The 17,662-nt window shown below is 74.1% G+C and carries 20 protein-coding genes; 16 read left to right on the forward strand and 4 right to left on the reverse strand.

Features of this window, described 5'->3' with window-relative positions; translation table 11 throughout:
• Window positions 1-9: 9 nt before the first annotated feature.
• A complete protein-coding gene (locus tag F8568_RS04540; protein WP_151591673.1) occupies window positions 10-315 on the reverse strand; it encodes an EthD family reductase in 306 nt (101 codons plus the stop codon).
• Window positions 316-506: 191 nt separating this feature from the next.
• Between F8568_RS04540 and paaA the strand changes: the two genes are divergently transcribed.
• Genes paaA through paaE form a run of 5 tightly spaced genes read left to right on the forward strand, consistent with a single transcriptional unit; the run spans window position 507 to window position 4,312 of the window.
• Window positions 507-1,469, forward strand: a complete 963-nt coding sequence (paaA, locus tag F8568_RS04545; RefSeq protein WP_151591675.1) for a 1,2-phenylacetyl-CoA epoxidase subunit PaaA — start codon at window positions 507-509, stop codon at window positions 1,467-1,469.
• Complete coding sequence (paaB, locus tag F8568_RS04550; protein WP_151591677.1) at window positions 1,466-1,759, forward strand: 1,2-phenylacetyl-CoA epoxidase subunit PaaB; 294 nt, start codon at window positions 1,466-1,468, stop codon at window positions 1,757-1,759. Before paaA ends, paaB begins: the two co-directional genes overlap by 4 nt.
• A 12-nt stretch (window positions 1,760-1,771) precedes the next feature.
• Entirely contained in the window at window positions 1,772-2,704 is a 933-nt protein-coding gene (gene paaC, locus F8568_RS04555) for a 1,2-phenylacetyl-CoA epoxidase subunit PaaC (RefSeq protein WP_151591679.1), read from the forward strand.
• Window positions 2,698-3,225 (forward strand): 1,2-phenylacetyl-CoA epoxidase subunit PaaD, encoded by a 528-nt coding sequence (gene paaD, locus F8568_RS04560; protein WP_202124548.1) that lies wholly within the window; start codon window positions 2,698-2,700, stop codon window positions 3,223-3,225. The genes paaC and paaD overlap by 7 nt, the downstream gene beginning before the upstream one ends.
• Before the next feature lies 1 nt (window position 3,226).
• On the forward strand, window positions 3,227-4,312 hold the full coding sequence (gene paaE, locus F8568_RS04565) for a 1,2-phenylacetyl-CoA epoxidase subunit PaaE (RefSeq protein ID WP_151591681.1): 1,086 nt from the start codon (window positions 3,227-3,229) through the stop codon (window positions 4,310-4,312).
• Here paaE and F8568_RS04570 read toward each other — a convergent pair.
• On the reverse strand, window positions 4,309-4,962 hold the full coding sequence (locus F8568_RS04570) for a TetR/AcrR family transcriptional regulator (RefSeq protein WP_151591683.1): 654 nt from the start codon (window positions 4,960-4,962) through the stop codon (window positions 4,309-4,311). The genes paaE and F8568_RS04570 overlap by 4 nt on opposite strands.
• A 436-nt stretch (window positions 4,963-5,398) precedes the next feature.
• On the opposite strand from F8568_RS04570, the gene F8568_RS04575 reads away from it, so the two are divergent.
• From F8568_RS04575 to F8568_RS04595, 5 genes are read left to right on the forward strand one after another with little or no spacing between them, the layout of a single operon-like run.
• A complete protein-coding gene (locus F8568_RS04575) occupies window positions 5,399-6,247 on the forward strand; it encodes an ABC transporter permease (protein WP_328600721.1) in 849 nt (282 codons plus the stop codon).
• Entirely contained in the window at window positions 6,244-6,975 is a 732-nt protein-coding gene (locus tag F8568_RS04580) for an ABC transporter ATP-binding protein (protein ID WP_328600722.1), read from the forward strand. Before F8568_RS04575 ends, F8568_RS04580 begins: the two co-directional genes overlap by 4 nt.
• The gene (locus F8568_RS04585; RefSeq protein WP_151591685.1) at window positions 6,972-8,546 is read left to right on the forward strand and encodes an FAD-dependent oxidoreductase; all 1,575 of its coding nucleotides are present in this window, start codon (window positions 6,972-6,974) and stop codon (window positions 8,544-8,546) included. The genes F8568_RS04580 and F8568_RS04585 overlap by 4 nt, the downstream gene beginning before the upstream one ends.
• A complete protein-coding gene (locus F8568_RS04590; RefSeq protein WP_151591687.1) occupies window positions 8,543-8,887 on the forward strand; it encodes a 4Fe-4S dicluster domain-containing protein in 345 nt (114 codons plus the stop codon). The genes F8568_RS04585 and F8568_RS04590 overlap by 4 nt, the downstream gene beginning before the upstream one ends.
• Before the next feature lie 38 nt (window positions 8,888-8,925).
• The gene (locus F8568_RS04595) at window positions 8,926-9,897 is read left to right on the forward strand and encodes an ABC transporter substrate-binding protein (protein WP_151591689.1); all 972 of its coding nucleotides are present in this window, start codon (window positions 8,926-8,928) and stop codon (window positions 9,895-9,897) included.
• Between the two features lie 9 nt (window positions 9,898-9,906).
• Here F8568_RS04595 and F8568_RS04600 read toward each other — a convergent pair whose 3' ends face one another.
• Both F8568_RS04600 and F8568_RS04605 read right to left on the reverse strand, forming a co-directional pair.
• Window positions 9,907-10,128 carry a nuclear transport factor 2 family protein gene (locus F8568_RS04600; RefSeq protein ID WP_151591692.1) on the reverse strand — a complete coding sequence of 74 codons (222 nt, stop codon included), beginning with the start codon at window positions 10,126-10,128 and terminating at the stop codon, window positions 9,907-9,909.
• Between the two features lie 45 nt (window positions 10,129-10,173).
• A complete protein-coding gene (locus F8568_RS04605; RefSeq protein WP_151591694.1) occupies window positions 10,174-12,783 on the reverse strand; it encodes a DUF4132 domain-containing protein in 2,610 nt (869 codons plus the stop codon).
• 84 nt (window positions 12,784-12,867) lie between these two features.
• Between F8568_RS04605 and F8568_RS04610 the strand changes: the two genes are divergently transcribed.
• The 6 genes from F8568_RS04610 (at window position 12,868) to F8568_RS04635 (ending at window position 17,652) form a co-directional block, all read left to right on the forward strand.
• Complete coding sequence (locus F8568_RS04610) at window positions 12,868-13,602, forward strand: YwaF family protein (protein ID WP_202124495.1); 735 nt, start codon at window positions 12,868-12,870, stop codon at window positions 13,600-13,602.
• Window positions 13,603-13,886: 284 nt separating this feature from the next.
• Window positions 13,887-15,629, forward strand: coding sequence for a sensor histidine kinase (locus F8568_RS04615; protein WP_202124496.1), 1,743 nt, complete (start codon window positions 13,887-13,889; stop codon window positions 15,627-15,629).
• Window positions 15,630-15,669: 40 nt separating this feature from the next.
• Window positions 15,670-16,095 (forward strand): roadblock/LC7 domain-containing protein, encoded by a 426-nt coding sequence (locus F8568_RS04620; RefSeq protein ID WP_328600736.1) that lies wholly within the window; start codon window positions 15,670-15,672, stop codon window positions 16,093-16,095.
• The gene (locus F8568_RS04625; RefSeq protein ID WP_151591699.1) at window positions 16,092-16,457 is read left to right on the forward strand and encodes a DUF742 domain-containing protein; all 366 of its coding nucleotides are present in this window, start codon (window positions 16,092-16,094) and stop codon (window positions 16,455-16,457) included. Before F8568_RS04620 ends, F8568_RS04625 begins: the two co-directional genes overlap by 4 nt.
• Window positions 16,438-17,028 carry a GTP-binding protein gene (locus tag F8568_RS04630; RefSeq protein WP_151591701.1) on the forward strand — a complete coding sequence of 197 codons (591 nt, stop codon included), beginning with the start codon at window positions 16,438-16,440 and terminating at the stop codon, window positions 17,026-17,028. Before F8568_RS04625 ends, F8568_RS04630 begins: the two co-directional genes overlap by 20 nt.
• Window positions 17,029-17,070: 42 nt before the next feature.
• Entirely contained in the window at window positions 17,071-17,652 is a 582-nt protein-coding gene (locus F8568_RS04635) for a GAF domain-containing protein (RefSeq protein WP_328600723.1), read from the forward strand.
• Window positions 17,653-17,662 lie beyond the last annotated feature (10 nt).

Consider the following 17,662-nt stretch of genomic DNA (forward strand, 5'->3'; position numbering starts at 1 on the left):
CCGTGCGGGTCAGCCGAGGGTCTCGTGGACCTCGCCGGAGAACATCGTGGTGGAGGCGACCTCGTACTTCGCCGCGTCCTCGGCGGCCGCGGCCATCTCCGGGCTGCCGAGCGCCGCCGCGAGGGCGTCGCCGTCCGCGAACCACAGCTCGGCGACGAGGTAGGGCGCGCCGGCGCCGAGCGCCTGCGGGCGCGTCAGCGTGAACGACTTCAGGCCGGGCAGCGCGTGCACGAGCGGCACGTGCACGCGCTCGTAGCGCTCGTCGAACGCCGCCGGGTCGGCGGGGGAGAAGTACTGGACGGTGAGGCGGTGCATGCGGTCCTCCAGGGTGGATGCGGCCGGCCGGGTCCGGGCCACCTCACCGTAGCCCGCGGGCCCGGCGCGCGGAGGAGGCGGTCCCGTGTGGCGGGTCCCGGCCGGGCGGGTGTTGCGCTGGGGCGCCGTCCCGTGCGACCTTATTACTGACCGAACGATAAGTAATTCGTTCGACCGGTGAGGGAGCGGACATGACGACGACCTCCGCGGACCCCGCGGCGCGGGAGGCGGCGCAGGAGCGGTTCGACGCGACCATCGCGCGGGGCGACCGGATCGAGCCCCGCGACTGGATGCCCGAGGACTACCGCCGGACGCTGGTGCGGCAGATCGCCCAGCACGCGCATTCGGAGATCATCGGGATGCAGCCGGAGGGCGGCTGGATCGGCCGCGCCCCGTCGCTGCGCCGCAAGGCGATCCTGCTGGCGAAGGTGCAGGACGAGGCAGGCCACGGGCTCTACCTGTACTCGGCGTGCGAGACCCTCGGCGTCTCCCGCGCCGAGCTGACGGAGATGCTGCTGTCCGGCCGGCAGAAGTACTCCTCGATCTTCAACTACCCGGCGCTGTCGTACGCCGACGTCGGCACGATCGGCTGGCTGGTGGACGGCGCCGCGATCTGCAACCAGGTGCCGCTGTGCCGCACGTCCTACGGGCCCTACGGCCGCGCGATGATCCGGATCTGCAAGGAGGAGTCGTTCCACCAGCGGCAGGGCTACGAGCTGCTGATGACGATGATGCGCGGCACGGACGCCCAGCGCGCCATGGTGCAGGAGTCGGTCGACCGGTTCTGGTGGCCGTCGCTGATGATGTTCGGCCCGCCGGACGCCGCGTCCCCCAACAGCGCGCGGTCGATGGCGTGGGGCGTCAAGCGCAACTCCAACGACGAGCTGCGGCAGAAGTTCGTCGACATGACCGTCCCGCAGGCCGACGTGCTCGGGGTGAGGCTGCCCGACCCGGACCTGCGCTGGAACGCCGAGCGCGGGCACTACGACTTCGGCGAGCCGGACTGGGAGGAGTTCGCCCGGGTCGTCGGCGGGGACGGCCCGTGCAACGCGCAGCGGATGGCCCATCGCCGCGCCGCCCACGAGGACGGCGCCTGGGTCCGCGAGGCGGCGACGGCGTTCGCGGAGAAGTCCGCCCGGGGAGGTTCCCGGTGAGCGGCGACCGGCGGGAGTGGCCGCTCTACGAGGTGTTCGTGCGCGGCAAGCGCGGCCTCAACCACGTGCACGTCGGGTCGCTGCACGCCCCCGACGACGTGATGGCGCTGCGGCACGCCCGCGACGTCTACACGCGCCGCAACGAGGGCGTGAGCATCTGGGTCGTGCGGGCCGACGCGATCACCGCGTCCAGCCCGGACGAGAAGGACCCGCTGTTCGCGCCGAACGGCGACAAGGTCTACCGGCACCCGACGTTCTATGACATCCCGGGCGACGTCCCGCACATGTGAGGCGGACCACCGATGAGCGACGACCTCCTGAACAGCGACCTCGGCGGCGTGTTCGACGGCCTGGCCGGCGGCGAGTCCTCGCAGTGGGCGTTCGGCACCGGCTTCGAGGACCCCCTCGCCGGCGTCGACACCACCGTGCCGGACGGCGTCGACCGCGCCGATCTCGCCGCGTACTGCCTGATGCTCGGCGACGACGCACTGATCATGTCGCAGCGCCTGGCGGAGTGGTGCAGCCGCGCTCCCGACCTCGAAGAGGACATCGCGCTGGCGAACATGGCCCTCGACCTGCTCGGGCAGGCGCGGCTGCTGCTGTCGCGGGCGGCCGCCGCCGACCCCGCCGCCGTGCCCGCCCTCCCCGAGGGCTCCCCGGTGCCGGCCGAGGACGCGCTCGCCTTCTTCCGCGAGGCCGGGGAGTTCCGCAACGTCCGCCTCGCCGAGGTGGCCAACGGCGACTTCGCGCACATCGTCGTCCGCCTGCTGCTGTTCTCGGTGGCCCGGCTCGCGCTGCTGGAGCGGCTCCGTGCGAGCACCGACCAGGTGCTGGCGGCGGTGGCGGCCAAGGGCGTCAAGGAGGTCACCTACCACCGCGACTGGGCGGGACGCTGGTTCCTCACCCTCGCGCAGGGCACCGAGGAGTCGCGCCGCAGGCTCGTCGCGGCACTCGACGCGTTGTGGCCGCTCCACCCGGAAACGGTCACCGCGCACCCCCTCGAGACGTCCCTCGCCGAGGTCGGCGTCGGCGTGGATCCCGCCTCCGTCCGCGACGAGGTCGACGCCGTCCTCGGCCAGGTCCTCGCCGTCAGCGGCGTCGACCGCCCGGACCGGGCGCCGCTCGCCGGGGTCGGCGGGCGGACGGGCCGCGACGGCATGCACACCGAGGCGTTCGGCCGGCTGCTCGCCGAGATGCAGGTCGTCGCGCGCGCACACCCGGGCGGGCGCTGGTGAGCGCCCTCGCGACGGCCCGCGAGCGCGCCCGCGAAGCGGCCGGGCGGGTACGCGACCCGGAGATGCCGATGCTCACCCTCGCCGACCTCGGCGTGCTGCGCGGCGTCGACGTCGAGCCCGGTCCGGACGGCGGCGAGGTCGTCGTCGCCTCGATCGCCCCGACCTACACCGGCTGCCCGGCCATGGCGACCATGCGCGACGACCTCGTCCACCGGCTGAACGACGCCGGATTCGGACGGGTCGACGTGCGGGTGGTCCTCGACCCGCCGTGGTCGAGCGACTGGATCTCCGAGCGCGGGCGGGCCGCGCTGCGGGCGGCGGGCCTGTCGCCGCCCGGTCCGGCGCCGCGGCGCACCGGGCCGGTGGCGCTCACGCTCGGGCCGGTCCGCCGCGCCCCCGCCTGCCCGCGCTGCGGCTCCGCCGCCACCAAGCTGACCTCCGAGTTCGGCGCCACCGCCTGCAAGGCCCTGTACCGCTGCACCGACTGCCTCGAACCGTTCGAGCACGTCAAGGAGATCTGACATGACCACCCTCGCGCCCGGCGCCGCACCGGCCCGGTCGGCGGTGTTCCACGAGCTGACCGTCGCGGCGGTCGACCGCCTCTGCGAGGACGCCGCCGCGATCACCTTCGACGTCCCCGCCGGCCTGCGCGACGCCTACGCCTTCCGGGCCGGGCAGTCCCTCACCCTGCGGCGCTTCGTCGACGGGCGGGAGGAGCGCCGGTCCTACTCGATCTGCGCGCCCGCCGGCGCCGCGCCGCGCATCGGCGTCCGGGAGATCCCCGGCGGGCTGTTCTCGTCCTGGCTCGTCAACGAGGTCGAACCGGGCACGCGCCTCGAGGTGCAGACCCCCACCGGCTCCTGGCAGGCCGACCCGGAGGCGGGCGAACGGCACCTGTGCATCGCCGCCGGCTCCGGCATCACCCCCATGCTGTCGGTCGCCTCCACCGTCCTGACCCACCCCAGTGCGCAGGTGACATTGCTGTACGGCAACCGCACCAGCCGCACCGTGATGTTCGCCGAGGAGCTCGGCGACCTGAAGAACCGGTACGGGCCGCGGTTCCAGCTCGCCCACGTGCTGTCCCGCGAGCCGCGCGACGTCGCGCTGTTCTCCGGCCGCCTCGACGGCGACCGCCTCGCCCGCCTGCTCACCGGCCTGGTGCCCGCCGAGGTCTTCGACCACGTCTGGCTCTGCGGGCCCCTTGCGATGGTCGAGGACGCGCGGAAGGTCCTCGCCGACCTCGCCGTCCCCGCGCGGGTGCACGTCGAGCTGTTCTACGTCGACGCCCCTCCGCCGCGGCCGAGGCGCGCCGACGACACCGTCGCCGGCGCGACGGCCGAGCTGACCGTCGTGCTCGACGGCCTGCGCACCACGTCCCGGGTGTCCCGCGAGACGACGATCCTGGAGGGCGCCCAGCGCACCCGCGGCGACCTGCCCTTCGCCTGCAAGGGCGGCGTCTGCGGGACGTGCCGCGCCCGCGTCGCCGAGGGCGAGGCCGACATGCGCCGCAACTACGCCCTCGAACCGTCCGAGGTCGCCGCCGGGTTCGTGCTGACCTGCCAGTCGTTCCCGGCCGCCGACACCGTCACGGTCGACTACGACGCCTAATCGAACTGCCCTGGAGCGTTGCGGGTCTCGTTGCGGGCGAGGCCGTCGAAGGCGATCGCGGTGATGGCGTCGGCGACGGTCGCGGTGTCGTAGGCGCCGCCCGGCCGGTACCACTCGACCAGTGAGTTCACCATGCCGAACAGCAGCCGGCTCACCAGCACCGGCGGCACGTCCCCGCGCAGCGCGCCCTCGGCGACGGCGTCGGCGACGAGTTCGGCCAGCCGGTCGTCGATCCACCGGCGGCGCTCCAGCGCGGCCAGCTCCACCTCGCTGTTGCCCCTCACCCGCAGCAGCAGCGTGACGGTCGGCTGGTGCGCGACGAGGACCTCGACGCTGCGCCGCACCACCGCGCGCAGCCGCTCGTAGGCGGTCGTTCCCTCGCGCGCGCGGGACGCCTCGGCCACGGCGGCGGTGAGCTCGTCGAGGGCGTCGTCGAGGGCCTGGCCGAGCAGCTGCTCCTTGCCCGAGACGTGGTGGTAGATCGCGGGCTTGGTGAGGCCGAGCTCCCTGGCCAGGTCGCCCATGCTGGTGGCGTCGTAGCCCTTGCGGTTGAACAGGTCCACGGCGGCGCGCAGGATCGCCGCCTGGTCGTGGCCGGGACGGCCACGCCGGCGGCGCGGAGCGGATCCCTCCGGACCGGTCGTCACCACGACCGCAGCATCTCACGCGCGCCGGGGGCACCGACCGGACCGGGGCGGGCGGCGCGTGCCTGGCCGGACGGTGTGATCTGCGTAACCTTGCCGACGGTGAGGGCGCGGGCCGTCTCCGGCATATTCCCTGATAAATCGGTATGTTTTATAGGTTTTCCTCGGTCGCGACGACGTCTGTGCAGGTCGAGCGGGCTTTCGGCGGGCTTCCCAAGACCCGGTTCCGTGTGCATCCTTGGGGACATGAACGCGACGGAGGTACTGGTGGCGAGGCGCCACATCGACCTCCTCCGCGTGTGCAGCGCGTCCTGTTGAACCGCTGATCCGCACATCACGGCCGATGACCGGCCGCCTCTTCTCCTCCACCGCCCGGCAGTGCCGCCGCGACGGATCCCCCCTCTGCCTTTCCTTCCGCCCACCCCTGTCCTGGAGGTGCCGCGTGTCCACCGATCTGCTCGATCCACCCCGCTCCTCACTGCCCGGAGCCGCGGCGCCGACGGCCGCGGCGCGGTCGGGCGCCGCGGCGCTGTCGCTGCTGCGCCGCGTCCGCAAGGCCGGCGGGCTCGTCGTCGTCCTCGTCCTCTGGGAGGCCGGCGCCCGCGCGGGCTGGCTCGGCAGCACCACGCCGCCGCTCAGCGACGTCGCCGTCCGCGGCTGGGACATGGCCTCGTCCGGCGAGCTGTTCACCAACCTCGGCGTGTCGCTGCTGCGGGTGCTGAAGGGACTCGCGATCGGGCTGCCGCTCGGACTCGTGCTCGGCCTGCTCTCCGGACTGTTCCGGATCAGCGAGGACATCATCGACGCGCCCGTCCAGGCCGTCCGGATGCTGCCGCACCTGGCGCTCGTGCCGCTGTTCATCATCTGGTTCGGGATCGGCGAGACGTCCAAGGTCGGCCTCATCGCGGTCGGCGTCGTGTTCCCGCTCTACATCAACGTGTTCCACGGCATCCGCGGCGTGGACGAGCGGCTGGTGGAGTCGGCGCGGACCTGCGGCCTCGGCCGGCTCGGGCTGGTCCGGAAGGTCGTCCTGCCGGGCGCGCTCCCGCAGATCCTCGTCGGGCTGCGGCTGTCGCTCGGCGTCGCGTGGCTGACCCTCGTCGTCGTGGAGCAGTCGGCGACCGCCAGCGGCATCGGCTTCCTCATCAACCAGGCCACCCAGTTCATGCAGATGGACACGGTGTTCCTGGTGCTCGTCCTGTACGCGGTGCTCGGCGTGTCGACGGACCTGCTGGTCCGGCTGATCGAACGGCGCGCGCTGGCCTGGCGGAAGGGACTGGTGGCGCGGTGACCGCGGTCCTGCGGAACGGGGTGCGCGTCCGCGGCCTCCGGCGGGTGTTCGGCGACCGGACGGTCCTGGACGGCGTCGACCTCGACATCGCGCCCGGCGAGTTCGTCGCGCTGCTCGGCGCGAGCGGGTCCGGTAAGAGCACGCTGCTGCGCGCTCTCGCCAGGCTGGACGGCAGCGGGAGCGGCGCGGTCGACGTCCCCGCCGGGCGCGCCGTCGTCTACCAGGAGCACCGGCTGCTGCCGTGGAGCCGCGTGTGGTCCAACGTCGTGCTCGGCCTGCGCGGCCGGGACCTGCGCCAACGAGCCGAGGCCGCGCTCGCCGAGGTCGGGCTGGCGGCGCGCGCCGACGCGTGGCCGCTCACCCTGTCCGGCGGCGAGTCGCAGCGCGTCGCGCTCGCCCGGGCCCTGGTCCGGACCCCCGACCTGCTCCTGCTCGACGAGCCGTTCGGGGCGCTGGACGCGCTGACCCGGCTCAACGCGCAGGCGCTCGTCGCCGACCTGTGGGCCGAGCACCGGCCCGCCGTCCTGCTCGTCACCCACGACGTCGAGGAGGCGCTGCTGCTCGCCGACCGCGCGCTGCTGCTCGCGGGCGGCCGGATCGCGCGGGAGTACACCGTCGGCCTGCCGAGGCCGCGGTCCCTGGACGACCCCGAATTCATCGCGCTGCGGCGCGACCTGCTCGACGGCCTCGGAGTGCGGGCCGTCGCCACAGCCAAGGAGTCTCGATGAACGAACTGACCGCCGACGTCCTCGTCGCGGGCGGAGGACCCGCCGGAGCCTGGGCCGCCGTGAAGGCCGCGGAGGCCGGCGCGCGCGTCGTCCTCGCCGACAAGGGGTACCTCGGGACGAGCGGAGCGACGGCGTCGGCCGGCACCGGGGTCTGGTACGTCGAGCCGGAACCGGAGGCGCGCGAGACCGCGATGGCGAGCCGGGAGGGCCTCGGCGGGCATCTCGCCGACCGGGAGTGGATGGCCCGCGTCCTCGACCAGACGTACGCGAACATGAACGAGCTGGCCGAGATCTCCAAGTACCCGTTCCCCGTGGGCGAGGACGGCCGGCAGATCCGGCGAGGGCTGCAGGGCCCGGAGTACATGCGGCGGATGCGCGTGCGGGTGCGCCGCGCCGGGGTCCGTGTCCTCGACCACAGCCCGGTCACCGAGCTGCTGGCGGACGGGTCCGGAGCCGTCGCGGGCGCGGCCGGGTACCACTTGCGCGACGACCGGCCGTTCAGCGTCCGCGCCGGCGCGGTCGTGCTCGCCACCGGCGGGTGCGCGTTCCTCAGCAAGGCGCTCGGCTGCGACGTCGACACCGGCGACGGGGCGCTGTTCGCGGCGGAGGCCGGCGCGGAGCTGTCCGGGATGGAGTTCTCCAACGCCTACGCGATCGCCCCGGCGTTCACGTCGGTGACGAAGACGGCGTTCTACTCTTTCGCCACCTTCTACCGGTCGGACGGCAGCGTCCTGGAGGGCGCGGGCAGCCGCCGCGGCCGGTCCGTCATCGCCCGGACCCTGCTCAGCGAGCCCGTCCTGTGCCGGATCGACCGGGCCACTCCCGAGCAGCAGCGCGCGATGCGGCTCGCGCAGGCGAACTTCTTCCTGCCGTTCGACCGGCAGGGCATCGACCCGTTCACGGACCTGTTCCCCGTGACGCTCCTCGCCGAGGGGACGGTCCGCGGCACCGGCGGCATCCGGATCGCGGGCGCCGACTGCTCGACGACGGTGCCCGGCCTGTTCGCGGCGGGCGACGCCGCCACCCGCGAGCTGATCTGCGGTGGCTTCACCGGCGGCGGCAGCCACAACGCGGCGTGGGCGATGTCGTCCGGCACCTGGGCCGGGCGGGGAGCCGCGCGCTACGCCGCCGGGCTCGGCGGACGGGCGGCCGCGCGTCCCGTCCGGGCGCTCGGGGAGGCGGGCGTGCGGCCGTCCGGTCCCGCGGCGGGCGGCCACGCCGAGTACGTCGCCGCCGTCCAGGCGGAGGTGCTGCCTTACGACAAGAATTTGCTGCGCACCGGCGACCGCCTCGGCGCGGCGCTGGCGTCGCTCGACGGGACGTGGCGGGAGCTGCGGGGCACGCTCCGCGAGGACGGCGCCGGGGTGGTGCGGGCGCGGTCGGCCGCGGCCATGGCCGCGCACGCCCGCTGGATGTACAACGCGGCGCTCGCCCGGACCGAGACGCGCGGCATGCACAAGCGGCTGGACCTGCCCGAGCAGGACCCGGCCCAGCGCCGCCGGCTCGTCACCGGCGGCCTCGACGAGGTGTGGACGCGGCCGGAGACCGGCGCCCTGGCGGTGGCGTCGTGATCGAGATCGTCTCGCGGGACCGGTGCATCTCCTGCGACAAGTGCATCGCGGTCTGCCCGACCAACGTCTTCGACCGCGGCGAGGACGGGATCCCCGTGCTCGCCCGGCGGGACGACTGCCAGACCTGCTTCATGTGCGAGGCGTACTGCCCGGTGGACGCCCTGTTCGTCGACCCGCGCTCGCACCCGCTGCCCGAGCCGCCGGACGAGGCCGCGCTCGCCGCGGGCGGGCTCCTCGGCAGCTACCGCGAGCGGATCGGCTGGGGCCGCGGGCGCACCCCCGGCGCCCGGTTCGCGGTCGGGCCCTCGCTGGACCGCGCGGGCGCGCCCCTCACCTCCTAGTACGGCGCAACCCTGCGCACCCCCTGAAAGGCGTCAACGTGAGAATTCCCCGGATGCTGGCCGCCGGCCTGCTCGTCCTCGCCGCGGCGGCGTGCGGCTCGTCCGCGGCCGCCGGCGGCTCCGGGACGCTGCGCGTCGGAGTCATCGGATCGGCCGTCGGCAACAAGCTGACCCGCGCCGTCGGGTTCCTCGACGAGCGCGGTGAGCTGCTGCCCGCGCTGAAGGCCGCCGGCGTCACCAGGATCAAGGTCGCGACGTTCCAGAACGGCCCCGACCTGAACCAGGCGCTCGCCGGCGGCTCCCTCGACATCGGCATGTACGGCGACACCCCCGCGCTCATCGGGCGCGGCCAGGGGCTGCCGACCCGGCTGCTGTCGCTCAACTCGGTCCGCCTGGACGCGGCGATCGTCGCCAGGAAGAACGGCGGGCCGGCGTCCCTGAAGGATCTGCAGGGCAAGGTGATCGGAGTGCAGACCGGCTCCTACATCCACCGCTACCTGCTCGGCGCGCTCCGGCAGGCCGGAGTGAAGCCGAAGCAGATCATCCACATGTACACGCCGGCGATCATCGCGGCGCTGGAGAAGGGGTCGATCGACGCGGGCGGCCTGGTCTCCGCCGACCAGGTCGCCGAGGAGGCGAAGGGCTACAGGTCGATCGACGTCGCCTCCCGCGACCATCCCGACCTGCTCGGCACATCCGTCACCGTCGTGACGGAGAAGTACCTGTCCGGGCACAAGGGCATCGTCAAGGCGTGGCAGCAGGCCGAGACCAAGGCCTCGCAGGTCGCCAAGGCGAACTGGGCCGCCTACACCGCGTACGTCGCCAAGACCGGCGGGTACGCGCCGCAGGTCACGCTCAAGACGACGCTGAAGGACCAGCTGCCCGACGAGCCCTTCCCCGCGGACGGGCTGAAGCTGCTCGACGGCACCAAGACCTTCCTCGTGCAGCAGAAGCTCGTCAAGAAGGACTACACGCTCGACTCCTGGCTCGCGCCCGGGGCGAAGGCATGATGCCCGGTCTCAGGCGCGCCACCGGTAGATCTGCCCGTCGCGCAGCTCGACGGAGGCGGGCGGAGCCGGAGCCTGGGCGGCCTCCTCCAGCATCGCGAGGACCTTCGTCCTGCCGCGCAGGGTGCGCCCGTCGGCTCCGGTCCAGTGCAGGTACGGGTGCAGCAGCGGCCGCGCCGCCTCCCAGTCGCGGGCGGCGAGGGCCGCGTGCGCCTGCCGCACGATCTCGTCCATGCCGTGATCCTTCCTTCTATGGGCGCCCTGAGACTCCGCGTGCGGTCAGGATCCGCTGCGGAGGAGGTCGTGGACGGCCTCGCTCATCGTCACCGGATCGACCTCGCCGAGCGGCACGGAGCCCTGCGGCGCGCGGGCCGGTTCCGGACCCGCCCACAGGGCCGTGATCCGCTGGTCCTCGCCCTCGCCGTACATGTAGTAGCCGAGGCCGGGGCTCAGGCTCGCCACCACGTACAGGCCGGCCGGGTCGCGGCGGGCGAGCCAGGCGCCGGTGAAGTCGCCGTTGGCGTCGACGGACTCCCAGCGCCCCTGCGAATGCCCCTTCGCCTTGCCGTAGGGCAGGACGAGCCCCTCCACCCGGGCGAGCCTGTGCGCGGTGCGCTCGGCGTCCGTGAGCCGATGGACGGGCCGCCCGAGCTGCTCGAACGGCTGCAGGATCTCGTAGTCGGCGAACAGCTCCGCCCAGGCGCCGAGGTCGTCGCCCAGCAGCAGCGGGTGGGCGATGCCGATCCGGGCGTCCGGTGCCGGCGTGAACGCGTCGTCGTCGATGCCCGCGTAGGTGCGGTCCTCGGCGACGCGGAACGCGGTGCCGCCGTCGGTGATCCACACCAGCCGGCGGACGATGTGCCGCAGCAGCGGATGGTCGACGAACAGCCGGCGGAAGTCGTCCGGCGTCCAGCTCCGCCGGACGGTCATGGCCTTCTCCAGGCGCTTGATCTCCTGGTCGGCGATCGTCCGCAGGTCCTTGCGCAGGCCCGTGAACAGCGCGTGCGCGGCCTGCGCGAGCGCCGGGTCGTCCTTTGGGCCGGGCTTGGGCGCGCTCTTGCGGACCTTGCCGTTGGCCTCCACGACCAGCGGGACGAGCTGCTGGTCGAAGGTCACCGTGAACCGGCGCGGGCCGTAGTCCAGGACGAGCGTGCCCTGCTCGTCCAGCCCGAAATCGGGGACGGCGCGGTCGGCGAGGTCGTCCGGTGTGATCCCGCGCGCGGCGGCGATCTCGTCGATCCGCTGCGCCGCCTTGGCCTTGAGCCCCTTGTACTTGCCGCGGCGCGTCAGCTCGAACAGGTGGGTGAGGGCGACGTCGGAGCCGATCGCGGCCAGCACGTCCAGCGCGGCGACGGCCCGTCCGGTGCCGCCCTCGCCCGGCCACTGCCTGATCAGCGGCGCGAGCCGCCGCACCGTCGTGTCGTCCCCGATCACGCCGAGCTGCGCCAGCGCCCAGTTGTGCTTGGACGGCGCCCCGAGCGCGTACCAGCGCTGGAACACCGCCCAGGAGAACTCCGCCAGCGAATGCCGGTCGCAGAAGCCGCGGACGTCCGCCGCCTCGGGCGCCTTCTTGGCGAGCAGCGCCAGCAGGCGCCTCGTCGCGTCCTCGGGAAGCGCCCGGTCGCGGCCGCGGGTGAGGACGCGGGGGAGCAGCGCCGGGTCCGCCCAGTCCGTCTTCGCGCTGCGCGTGGCCCGGCCCGTGAGCGCGGCGGGCAGGTCGTCGCAGTCGGGGACGGCGGGACGCGGCAGCAGATCCTCGGCGGTCCCCGGCGGGAGCGCCTCCGCGAGTTCCGGCTTCGCGTGCAACAGGCTCCGCACCAGCCCGGCCGCCTGCAGGCTCCGGACCGTCTGTTCCTGCACGAAGGGCGCGAGCGCCCGGACCGCCTGCACCGGATGCCGCCTCGCCGCTTCCTGCAGCGCGGCCGGCACGCCCTTGATCCCCATGCGGCCGAGCAGTGCGGGGAAGAGCCGCTCGTCCGCGATCCCGAGCAGCGCTTTTAGTACGAGCGGACGTATCTCGTCGGAGTCCCCGTGGCGGTAGGCGAGGGCGGTCTCGAGCAGCGGGAGGGCGTCCGCGCCGAGACCGTCGAGCAGCGTCGCGAGCACGTCGGGCACGACGGGGATCCAGCCGAACCGGTCGGCGTGGGCGGCGGTGGACAGCGAGCACAGCAGGTGCTCGTGCCCGAGGACGCCCATGCCGGACGGGTCGTCGAGGGTCTCGTCCACCCAGGCCGTCTCGGTCGGCGCCAGGTAGGACGCCGTGGAGCGCCGCGCCGCGTCGCCGCGGTGCGCCGCCAGCCGCGCGACGGCGTCGCGGTACTCGTCCTCGGGGGCCGCCGCCAGCAGCGCGCGGAGCCGCTTGGCCACGGCGTCCTCGGCGATCCACAGGGTGCGGGCGAAGTGGTCGCGGGACGTCGCGCGCCGGATCTCGCCGCGCCATCCCCGCGGCGCGCCGGCGTGGCTGTAGGCCACGAGGCGGATGACACGGTCGGGGCCGGGCCTCGCCTGCGCCGGCGGCGGGCCGAGCGCGATGGAGGACGCCTCGGTGAGGGCGCACGCGGCGAACGCGAGCCCGTGGTCCAGGACCCAGGCGTCCACGAAGGGCGCGCCGCCGAGGCCGTCCAGGTGCTTCACCGCGACGGCGGCGAGGACCGCCGCGCCCGCCGGGTCGGCCCCGCCGTCCAGCCGCGCGCGCAGCGCCTTGGCGAGGTCGGGGTCGGTGCGCTCGTGCTCCGCCATCTCCTCGGCGATCGCCCGCGCCTCCTGCTCCCACTCGCGCGCCCGCCGCGCGGCGTCCTCGTCCAGGACGGCCTCAGGCCCGGCGACGCCGCCGTGCCGGGGGTGAAGGTGCTCGCGCCACTCGACCGGAATGTCCACCGTCTCGCTCATGGCCCCGGAACCTAACGGCTCCCGCCGACACTCGCGCGGAGCCGGTTCGGGCGGCGGCGGATCCCCAGCGGTTAGCATCACCGGATGCCGCTGATCGCAGCCGGTCGCTTCCACGCGTACGGGCCGTCCCACTGGGCGGCCCTCGGGCTGTTCGCGATCGGCTGCGCGGTGCTGGTGGCGCTCGGCCGCGCGCAGCGGACGCCGGGGACGGAGCCCGGCTCCGGGGAGCAGGCGAAGGGCTTCGGCCGGGCTTACGCGCTGGCGGTCCTGTTCGTGATGATCGGCACGCAGGCGCACGCCCTGCTGCCCCGGGAGTGGGATCTCGGCGGGTCGCTGCCCCTGCAGTTGTGCGACGTGGCGTGGCTGACCGCGGCCGGCGCGCTGTGGACGTTCCGCCGCCGCTGGTACGCGCTGACGTACTACTGGGGGCTCACCCTGTCGGTGCAGGGGCTCCTCACGCCGGCGCTCGACGGCGGCGACTATCCGGACATCGACTACCTGGCGTTCTGGGGCATGCACCTGGTGATCGTGTGGGCGGCGGTGTACCTCACCTGGGGGCTGGGGATGCGCCCGGACTGGCGCTGCTACCGGTTCGCGGTCGCGGTCACGGTGGCGTGGGCCGCCGGCACGTTCGCCTTCAACGAGATCGCCGGGACGAACTACGGCTACCTCAACGACAAGCCGGTGACGGGCTCGGTGCTGGACCTGCTCGGCCCGTGGCCCTGGTACGTGCTGGCCGAGGTCGTGATCATCCTGGCCGGCTGGGCGCTCATCACCTGGCCCTGGACGCGCGTGCGCCGGGACCGGGCGGCCGGCTGACCCGCGGCCTCCCCGGCTGAATTGGACCATTCCAAATGCGGTCTGTTCTGCGCTTCTCCGTTCGTCGTATAAGTTGGGCGGTGTTTTCGGGGCGAGTAATCCGCGGCCCGCGGTTGAGATGGACATTGCGGACTATTTACTGTAAATCGCGTCCGGAACCCTGGAATCTCGGCATTCCGCGCGTCCTCGGTGAGGCGTTGTGTCAGCCTAGATACGGCTGTAGGCATACGAGTCCGTATTGCTCAGTTCTTTGATCTTCACTGTCCGACGCACCGAGGACGCCGATGCCTGACTTCTTCGAACCCGCCGCCGGGGCCGATCGCCGGGACGTCCAGCGCCACGACAGGGCCCCGGCCTACGGCAGGCACCGCCAGACCGGCATGCGCGTCGTCCACCTGTCGATCTCCGTGCTCCCCGCGGCCGTCGTCGGGCTGCTCGGCGCCGTCGCCGCGGCCGTGCTGTACGACGGCGGCGCCCCGCCCCGGCCGGCCCGCGCCGTACTGGCCGTCGCCGCGCTCGGCACCGTGGCCGTCCTGCTCGCCGCCGCCTGGGCCGCGGACGCGGCGACCCGCCGGGTGGAGCGGCAGCGGGCCCAGGGCGCCGGCCGCGACCAGGAGGCCGTCCGCCGGCGGCTCGGCGAGCTCGCGTTCCTGGCCGCGCGCGGCCGGCGCGAGCTGCACGACATGGCCGAACGGCTGGGCGCGGGCGAGCAGGTCGGGCGCTGGAGCGAGCAGCCGCCGCCCGCCGACCCGGCCGACCCCGCCGCGCAGCTCGCCTGCGAGCTGCGCCGGGCGCAGGGCGAGGCGTGGAACGCCGTGCTCGACGCCGCGAGCCGCAGACCGGCGGGCGACCGGCGCGTCGGCGTCTTCGTCAGCCTCGCCCGCCGGATGCAGTCGCTGTCGCACCGCGCCATCCAGGGGCTGGACGGGCTGGAGAACCAGGTCGAGGACCCTGACCTGCTCAAGGGCCTGTTCAAGGTCGACCACCTCGCCACCCGGACCCGCCGGCAGGCCGAGAGCCTCGCCGTGATCGGCGGAGCCGCGTCCCGCCGCCAGTGGACCCGGCCGGTCACCGTGTACGAGATGCTGCGCTCGGCCATCGCCGAGGTGGAGCACTACAAGCGGGTCAAGGTGGTGCCGCCCGCCGAGGGCAGCGTGCACGGCAGCGCGGTCGCCGACATCGTCCACCTGCTCGCCGAGCTGATCGAGAACGGCACGAAGTACTCGCCGCCGCACACCCAGGTGCTCGTCCGCGTCGAGAGCGTCGCCGCCGGCCTCGCCGTCGAGGTCGAGGACCGTGGCCTCGGCATCCCGCGCGAGGACCAGCGGCGCCTGAACGACCTGCTCGCCGACCAGGAGCGGGGGCACACCGAGGAGCTGCTGAGCGAGGGGCGCATCGGGCTGCACGTCGTCTCCGCGCTGGCCCGCCGGCACAAGGTCCGCGTGCAGCTCCAGACCAACGTCTACGGCGGCACGCAGGCCGTCGTCGTGATCCCGACCGAGCTGACGGGCGGCGCGGAGGAGGAGACCGAGGCGCCGGCGCAGGCCGGGCGCCCCGCACCGGCCCCCGCACCGGCCCCCGCACCGGCAGGGCCCCCGCCCGGTCCCCGGCACGCCGCGCCCCCGCGGCCTGACCCCGCGTACGACGGCCTTCCGCAGGACGGCTCCGCCCATGACGGTCAGGGCGCCGCCCCCGTGTTCGCGCAGGGGCCCGCCGCGCCCGCGACACACGGCCGGCCCGCGGTGCCCCACCGGCCCGCGGCGCCCACCTGGGAGACCGGCCCGCAGCCGCCGGTACCGGGCCCGGCCGCCGGGCCCGCCGTCCCGCCGCCGTCCGGGGAAAGGCCGGAACTGCCGCGGCGGCAGGCGCAGAAGCATCTGTTCCCGGAACTGGCGAACGCCCCCGCGCGCCAGGAGCCCGACCAGGAGGCCGAACACAATCCGGGACTGATGGCGGCATTCCAGAAGGGCATGCGCAGCGCGCTCGAGAATGACGGCGCCGCGGACGCCCCGGACACCGGGAAATGACGAGCCACCACGAAATGACGAGGAGCTCCCCTTGAATGCTGTGTCTCCGAACGAGGCCCGGGACCTTGCTTGGCTTTTGCGGGGGCTGGGCGACGAGGTTCCGGCCATTCGCGGCAGCGTGCTGCTGTCCGCCGACGGCATGCTGAAGGCGGCGCACGGTTTCGACCGCACCAGCGCGGAGCAGATGGCGGCGCTCGCCTCCAGCCTGTTCTCCATCACCCGGAGCGCCGGCACCAGGTTCGACGGGAGCAACGAGGTGCGGCAGGTCGTCGCCGAGCTGCGCTCGAGCCAGCTGTTCATCTCCTGGGCCGGTTTCAACTCCGTCCTCGCGGTGATGGCGAGCGCGGACGCCGACCCGGCCCTCGTCGGCTTCGAGATGGCCCGGCTGATCCGCGCGGTCCGGCCGTTCCTGCACACCGCGGCCCGTCCGGCAGCCGCGGCGAGCGACCGAGCGGCCTCGCCATGACGGCCGGTGACGAGGAGGTCTGGGTCGACGCCGCCGCCGGGCCGCTCGTCCGCCCGTACACGGTCACCGCCGGCCGCACCCGCCCGACCGTCCGGCTCGACCTGCTGTCGCTGGTGGTGGCGACCGGCCGGCGGCCCCGGGAGATGGCCCCCGAGCACGCCGAGGCGCTCGCGTGCTGCCGCGCGCCGACGTCGGTCGCCGAGGTCGCGGCGCACCTGCGGCTGCCGGTGACCATCACCAAGGTCCTCCTCGCCGACCTGCTGGACTGCCGCGCCATGACCACGCAGGCGCGGCACACCGCGGCCGACCCCACCGACCGAGCCCTCCTGGAGAAACTGCTCGATGGCCTTCAACGAGCCTGACCCGTCCGCGCCGTCCCCGACCCAGGTCAAGATCCTCATCGCGGGCGGGTTCGGCGTCGGGAAGACGACGTTCGTCGGCGCGGTCAGCGAGATCGACCCGCTGAGCACCGAGGAGCTCATCACCACCGCGAGCGCCGGCTCCGACCACCTCGCCGGGATCGAGGGCAAGACGACCACCACCGTGGCGCTCGACTTCGGCCGGATCACGATCGAGCAGCACGGCATCGTGCTGTACCTGTTCGGCACGCCCGGCCAGCAGCGCTTCTGGTTCATGTGGGACGAGCTGTCCGCGGGCGCCCTCGGCGCCATCGTGCTCGCCGACACCCGCCGGCTCGAGGATTGCTTCGACGCCGTCGACTTCTTCGAGAACCGCGGGACCCGCTTCCTCGTCGCGGTCAACGAGTTCGACGGCGCGTTCCGCTACGACCCGGACGAGGTCCGCGCCGCCCTCGGCCTCGACCCGCGGGTGCCGATCGTGCTGTGCGACGCGCGGGACGGCGGCTCCGCGACCGCGGTGCTGCGGGCGCTGATCCGCCATCTCCTCGTCGCCGTCCCGTCCGCCTCCGTCTGACCCCGCCGTCCGCCGGCACAGACCCGCCACCCAGGAGCCCCCGTGATCCATGAGCCGCTGTACGAGCCGCCCGGCCACCTGCTGACGCCCGTCGACCCCGACGTGCCCCAACGGGTCGTCCGGCTGCGGGAACTGCGGCTCGGGCAGGCCCCGGACGCCGAGTTCGACGCGTTCGCGCGCGAGCTCGCCGAGGCCGCCCGCCACCTCGTCGGCACCGACCTGCCGCCGTTCGCGATGGTGAACTTCGTGACCGATCGGCAGTACCTCGGCGGGCTGTACGCGCCGGAGGCGCCGGGCGCCGACCCGGCCGACGCCGTCGAGCTCGGCCGGGAGGTGCCGCTCGACCACGGGTACTGCCCGCACGTCGTCGTGCGGCGCAAGGCGCTGGTCCTGGACGACGTGTGCGACTACCCCCGGTTCGCCGGCAACCCGGTCGTCGACAAGCTCGGCATCCGCACCTATGTGGGGGCTCCCCTCATCGACCGGACGGGGACGGTGCTCGGCACGATCTGCGTCATCGACCGCGAGCCGCGCCCCTGGGGCCATGCCGGGCTCGACCTCATCAAGGAGCGGGCCGCGGACCTGATGCAGGTGATCCGCCGGCGGGAGGAACCGCTGGGCTGACCCCGGGGCG

Origin of the sequence: Actinomadura physcomitrii, assembly GCF_008923205.2 — a bacterium.
GTDB lineage: Bacteria > Actinomycetota > Actinomycetes > Streptosporangiales > Streptosporangiaceae > Spirillospora > Spirillospora physcomitrii.

What these genes read in the sequence shown, in the direction of transcription:
- F8568_RS04540 (WP_151591673.1), bottom strand. Translation starts at nt 315, where the DNA reads ATGCACCGCCTCACCGTCCAGTACTTCTCCCCCGCCGACCCGGCGGCG.
- paaA (WP_151591675.1), top strand. Translation starts at nt 507, where the DNA reads ATGACGACGACCTCCGCGGACCCCGCGGCGCGGGAGGCGGCGCAGGAG.
- paaC (WP_151591679.1), top strand. Translation starts at nt 1,772, where the DNA reads ATGAGCGACGACCTCCTGAACAGCGACCTCGGCGGCGTGTTCGACGGC.
- paaE (WP_151591681.1), top strand. Translation starts at nt 3,227, where the DNA reads ATGACCACCCTCGCGCCCGGCGCCGCACCGGCCCGGTCGGCGGTGTTC.
- F8568_RS04585 (WP_151591685.1), top strand. Translation starts at nt 6,972, where the DNA reads ATGAACGAACTGACCGCCGACGTCCTCGTCGCGGGCGGAGGACCCGCC.
- F8568_RS04600 (WP_151591692.1), bottom strand. Translation starts at nt 10,128, where the DNA reads ATGGACGAGATCGTGCGGCAGGCGCACGCGGCCCTCGCCGCCCGCGAC.
- F8568_RS04605 (WP_151591694.1), bottom strand. Translation starts at nt 12,783, where the DNA reads ATGAGCGAGACGGTGGACATTCCGGTCGAGTGGCGCGAGCACCTTCAC.
- F8568_RS04610 (WP_202124495.1), top strand. Translation starts at nt 12,868, where the DNA reads ATGCCGCTGATCGCAGCCGGTCGCTTCCACGCGTACGGGCCGTCCCAC.
- F8568_RS04615 (WP_202124496.1), top strand. Translation starts at nt 13,887, where the DNA reads ATGCCTGACTTCTTCGAACCCGCCGCCGGGGCCGATCGCCGGGACGTC.
- F8568_RS04625 (WP_151591699.1), top strand. Translation starts at nt 16,092, where the DNA reads ATGACGGCCGGTGACGAGGAGGTCTGGGTCGACGCCGCCGCCGGGCCG.
- F8568_RS04630 (WP_151591701.1), top strand. Translation starts at nt 16,438, where the DNA reads ATGGCCTTCAACGAGCCTGACCCGTCCGCGCCGTCCCCGACCCAGGTC.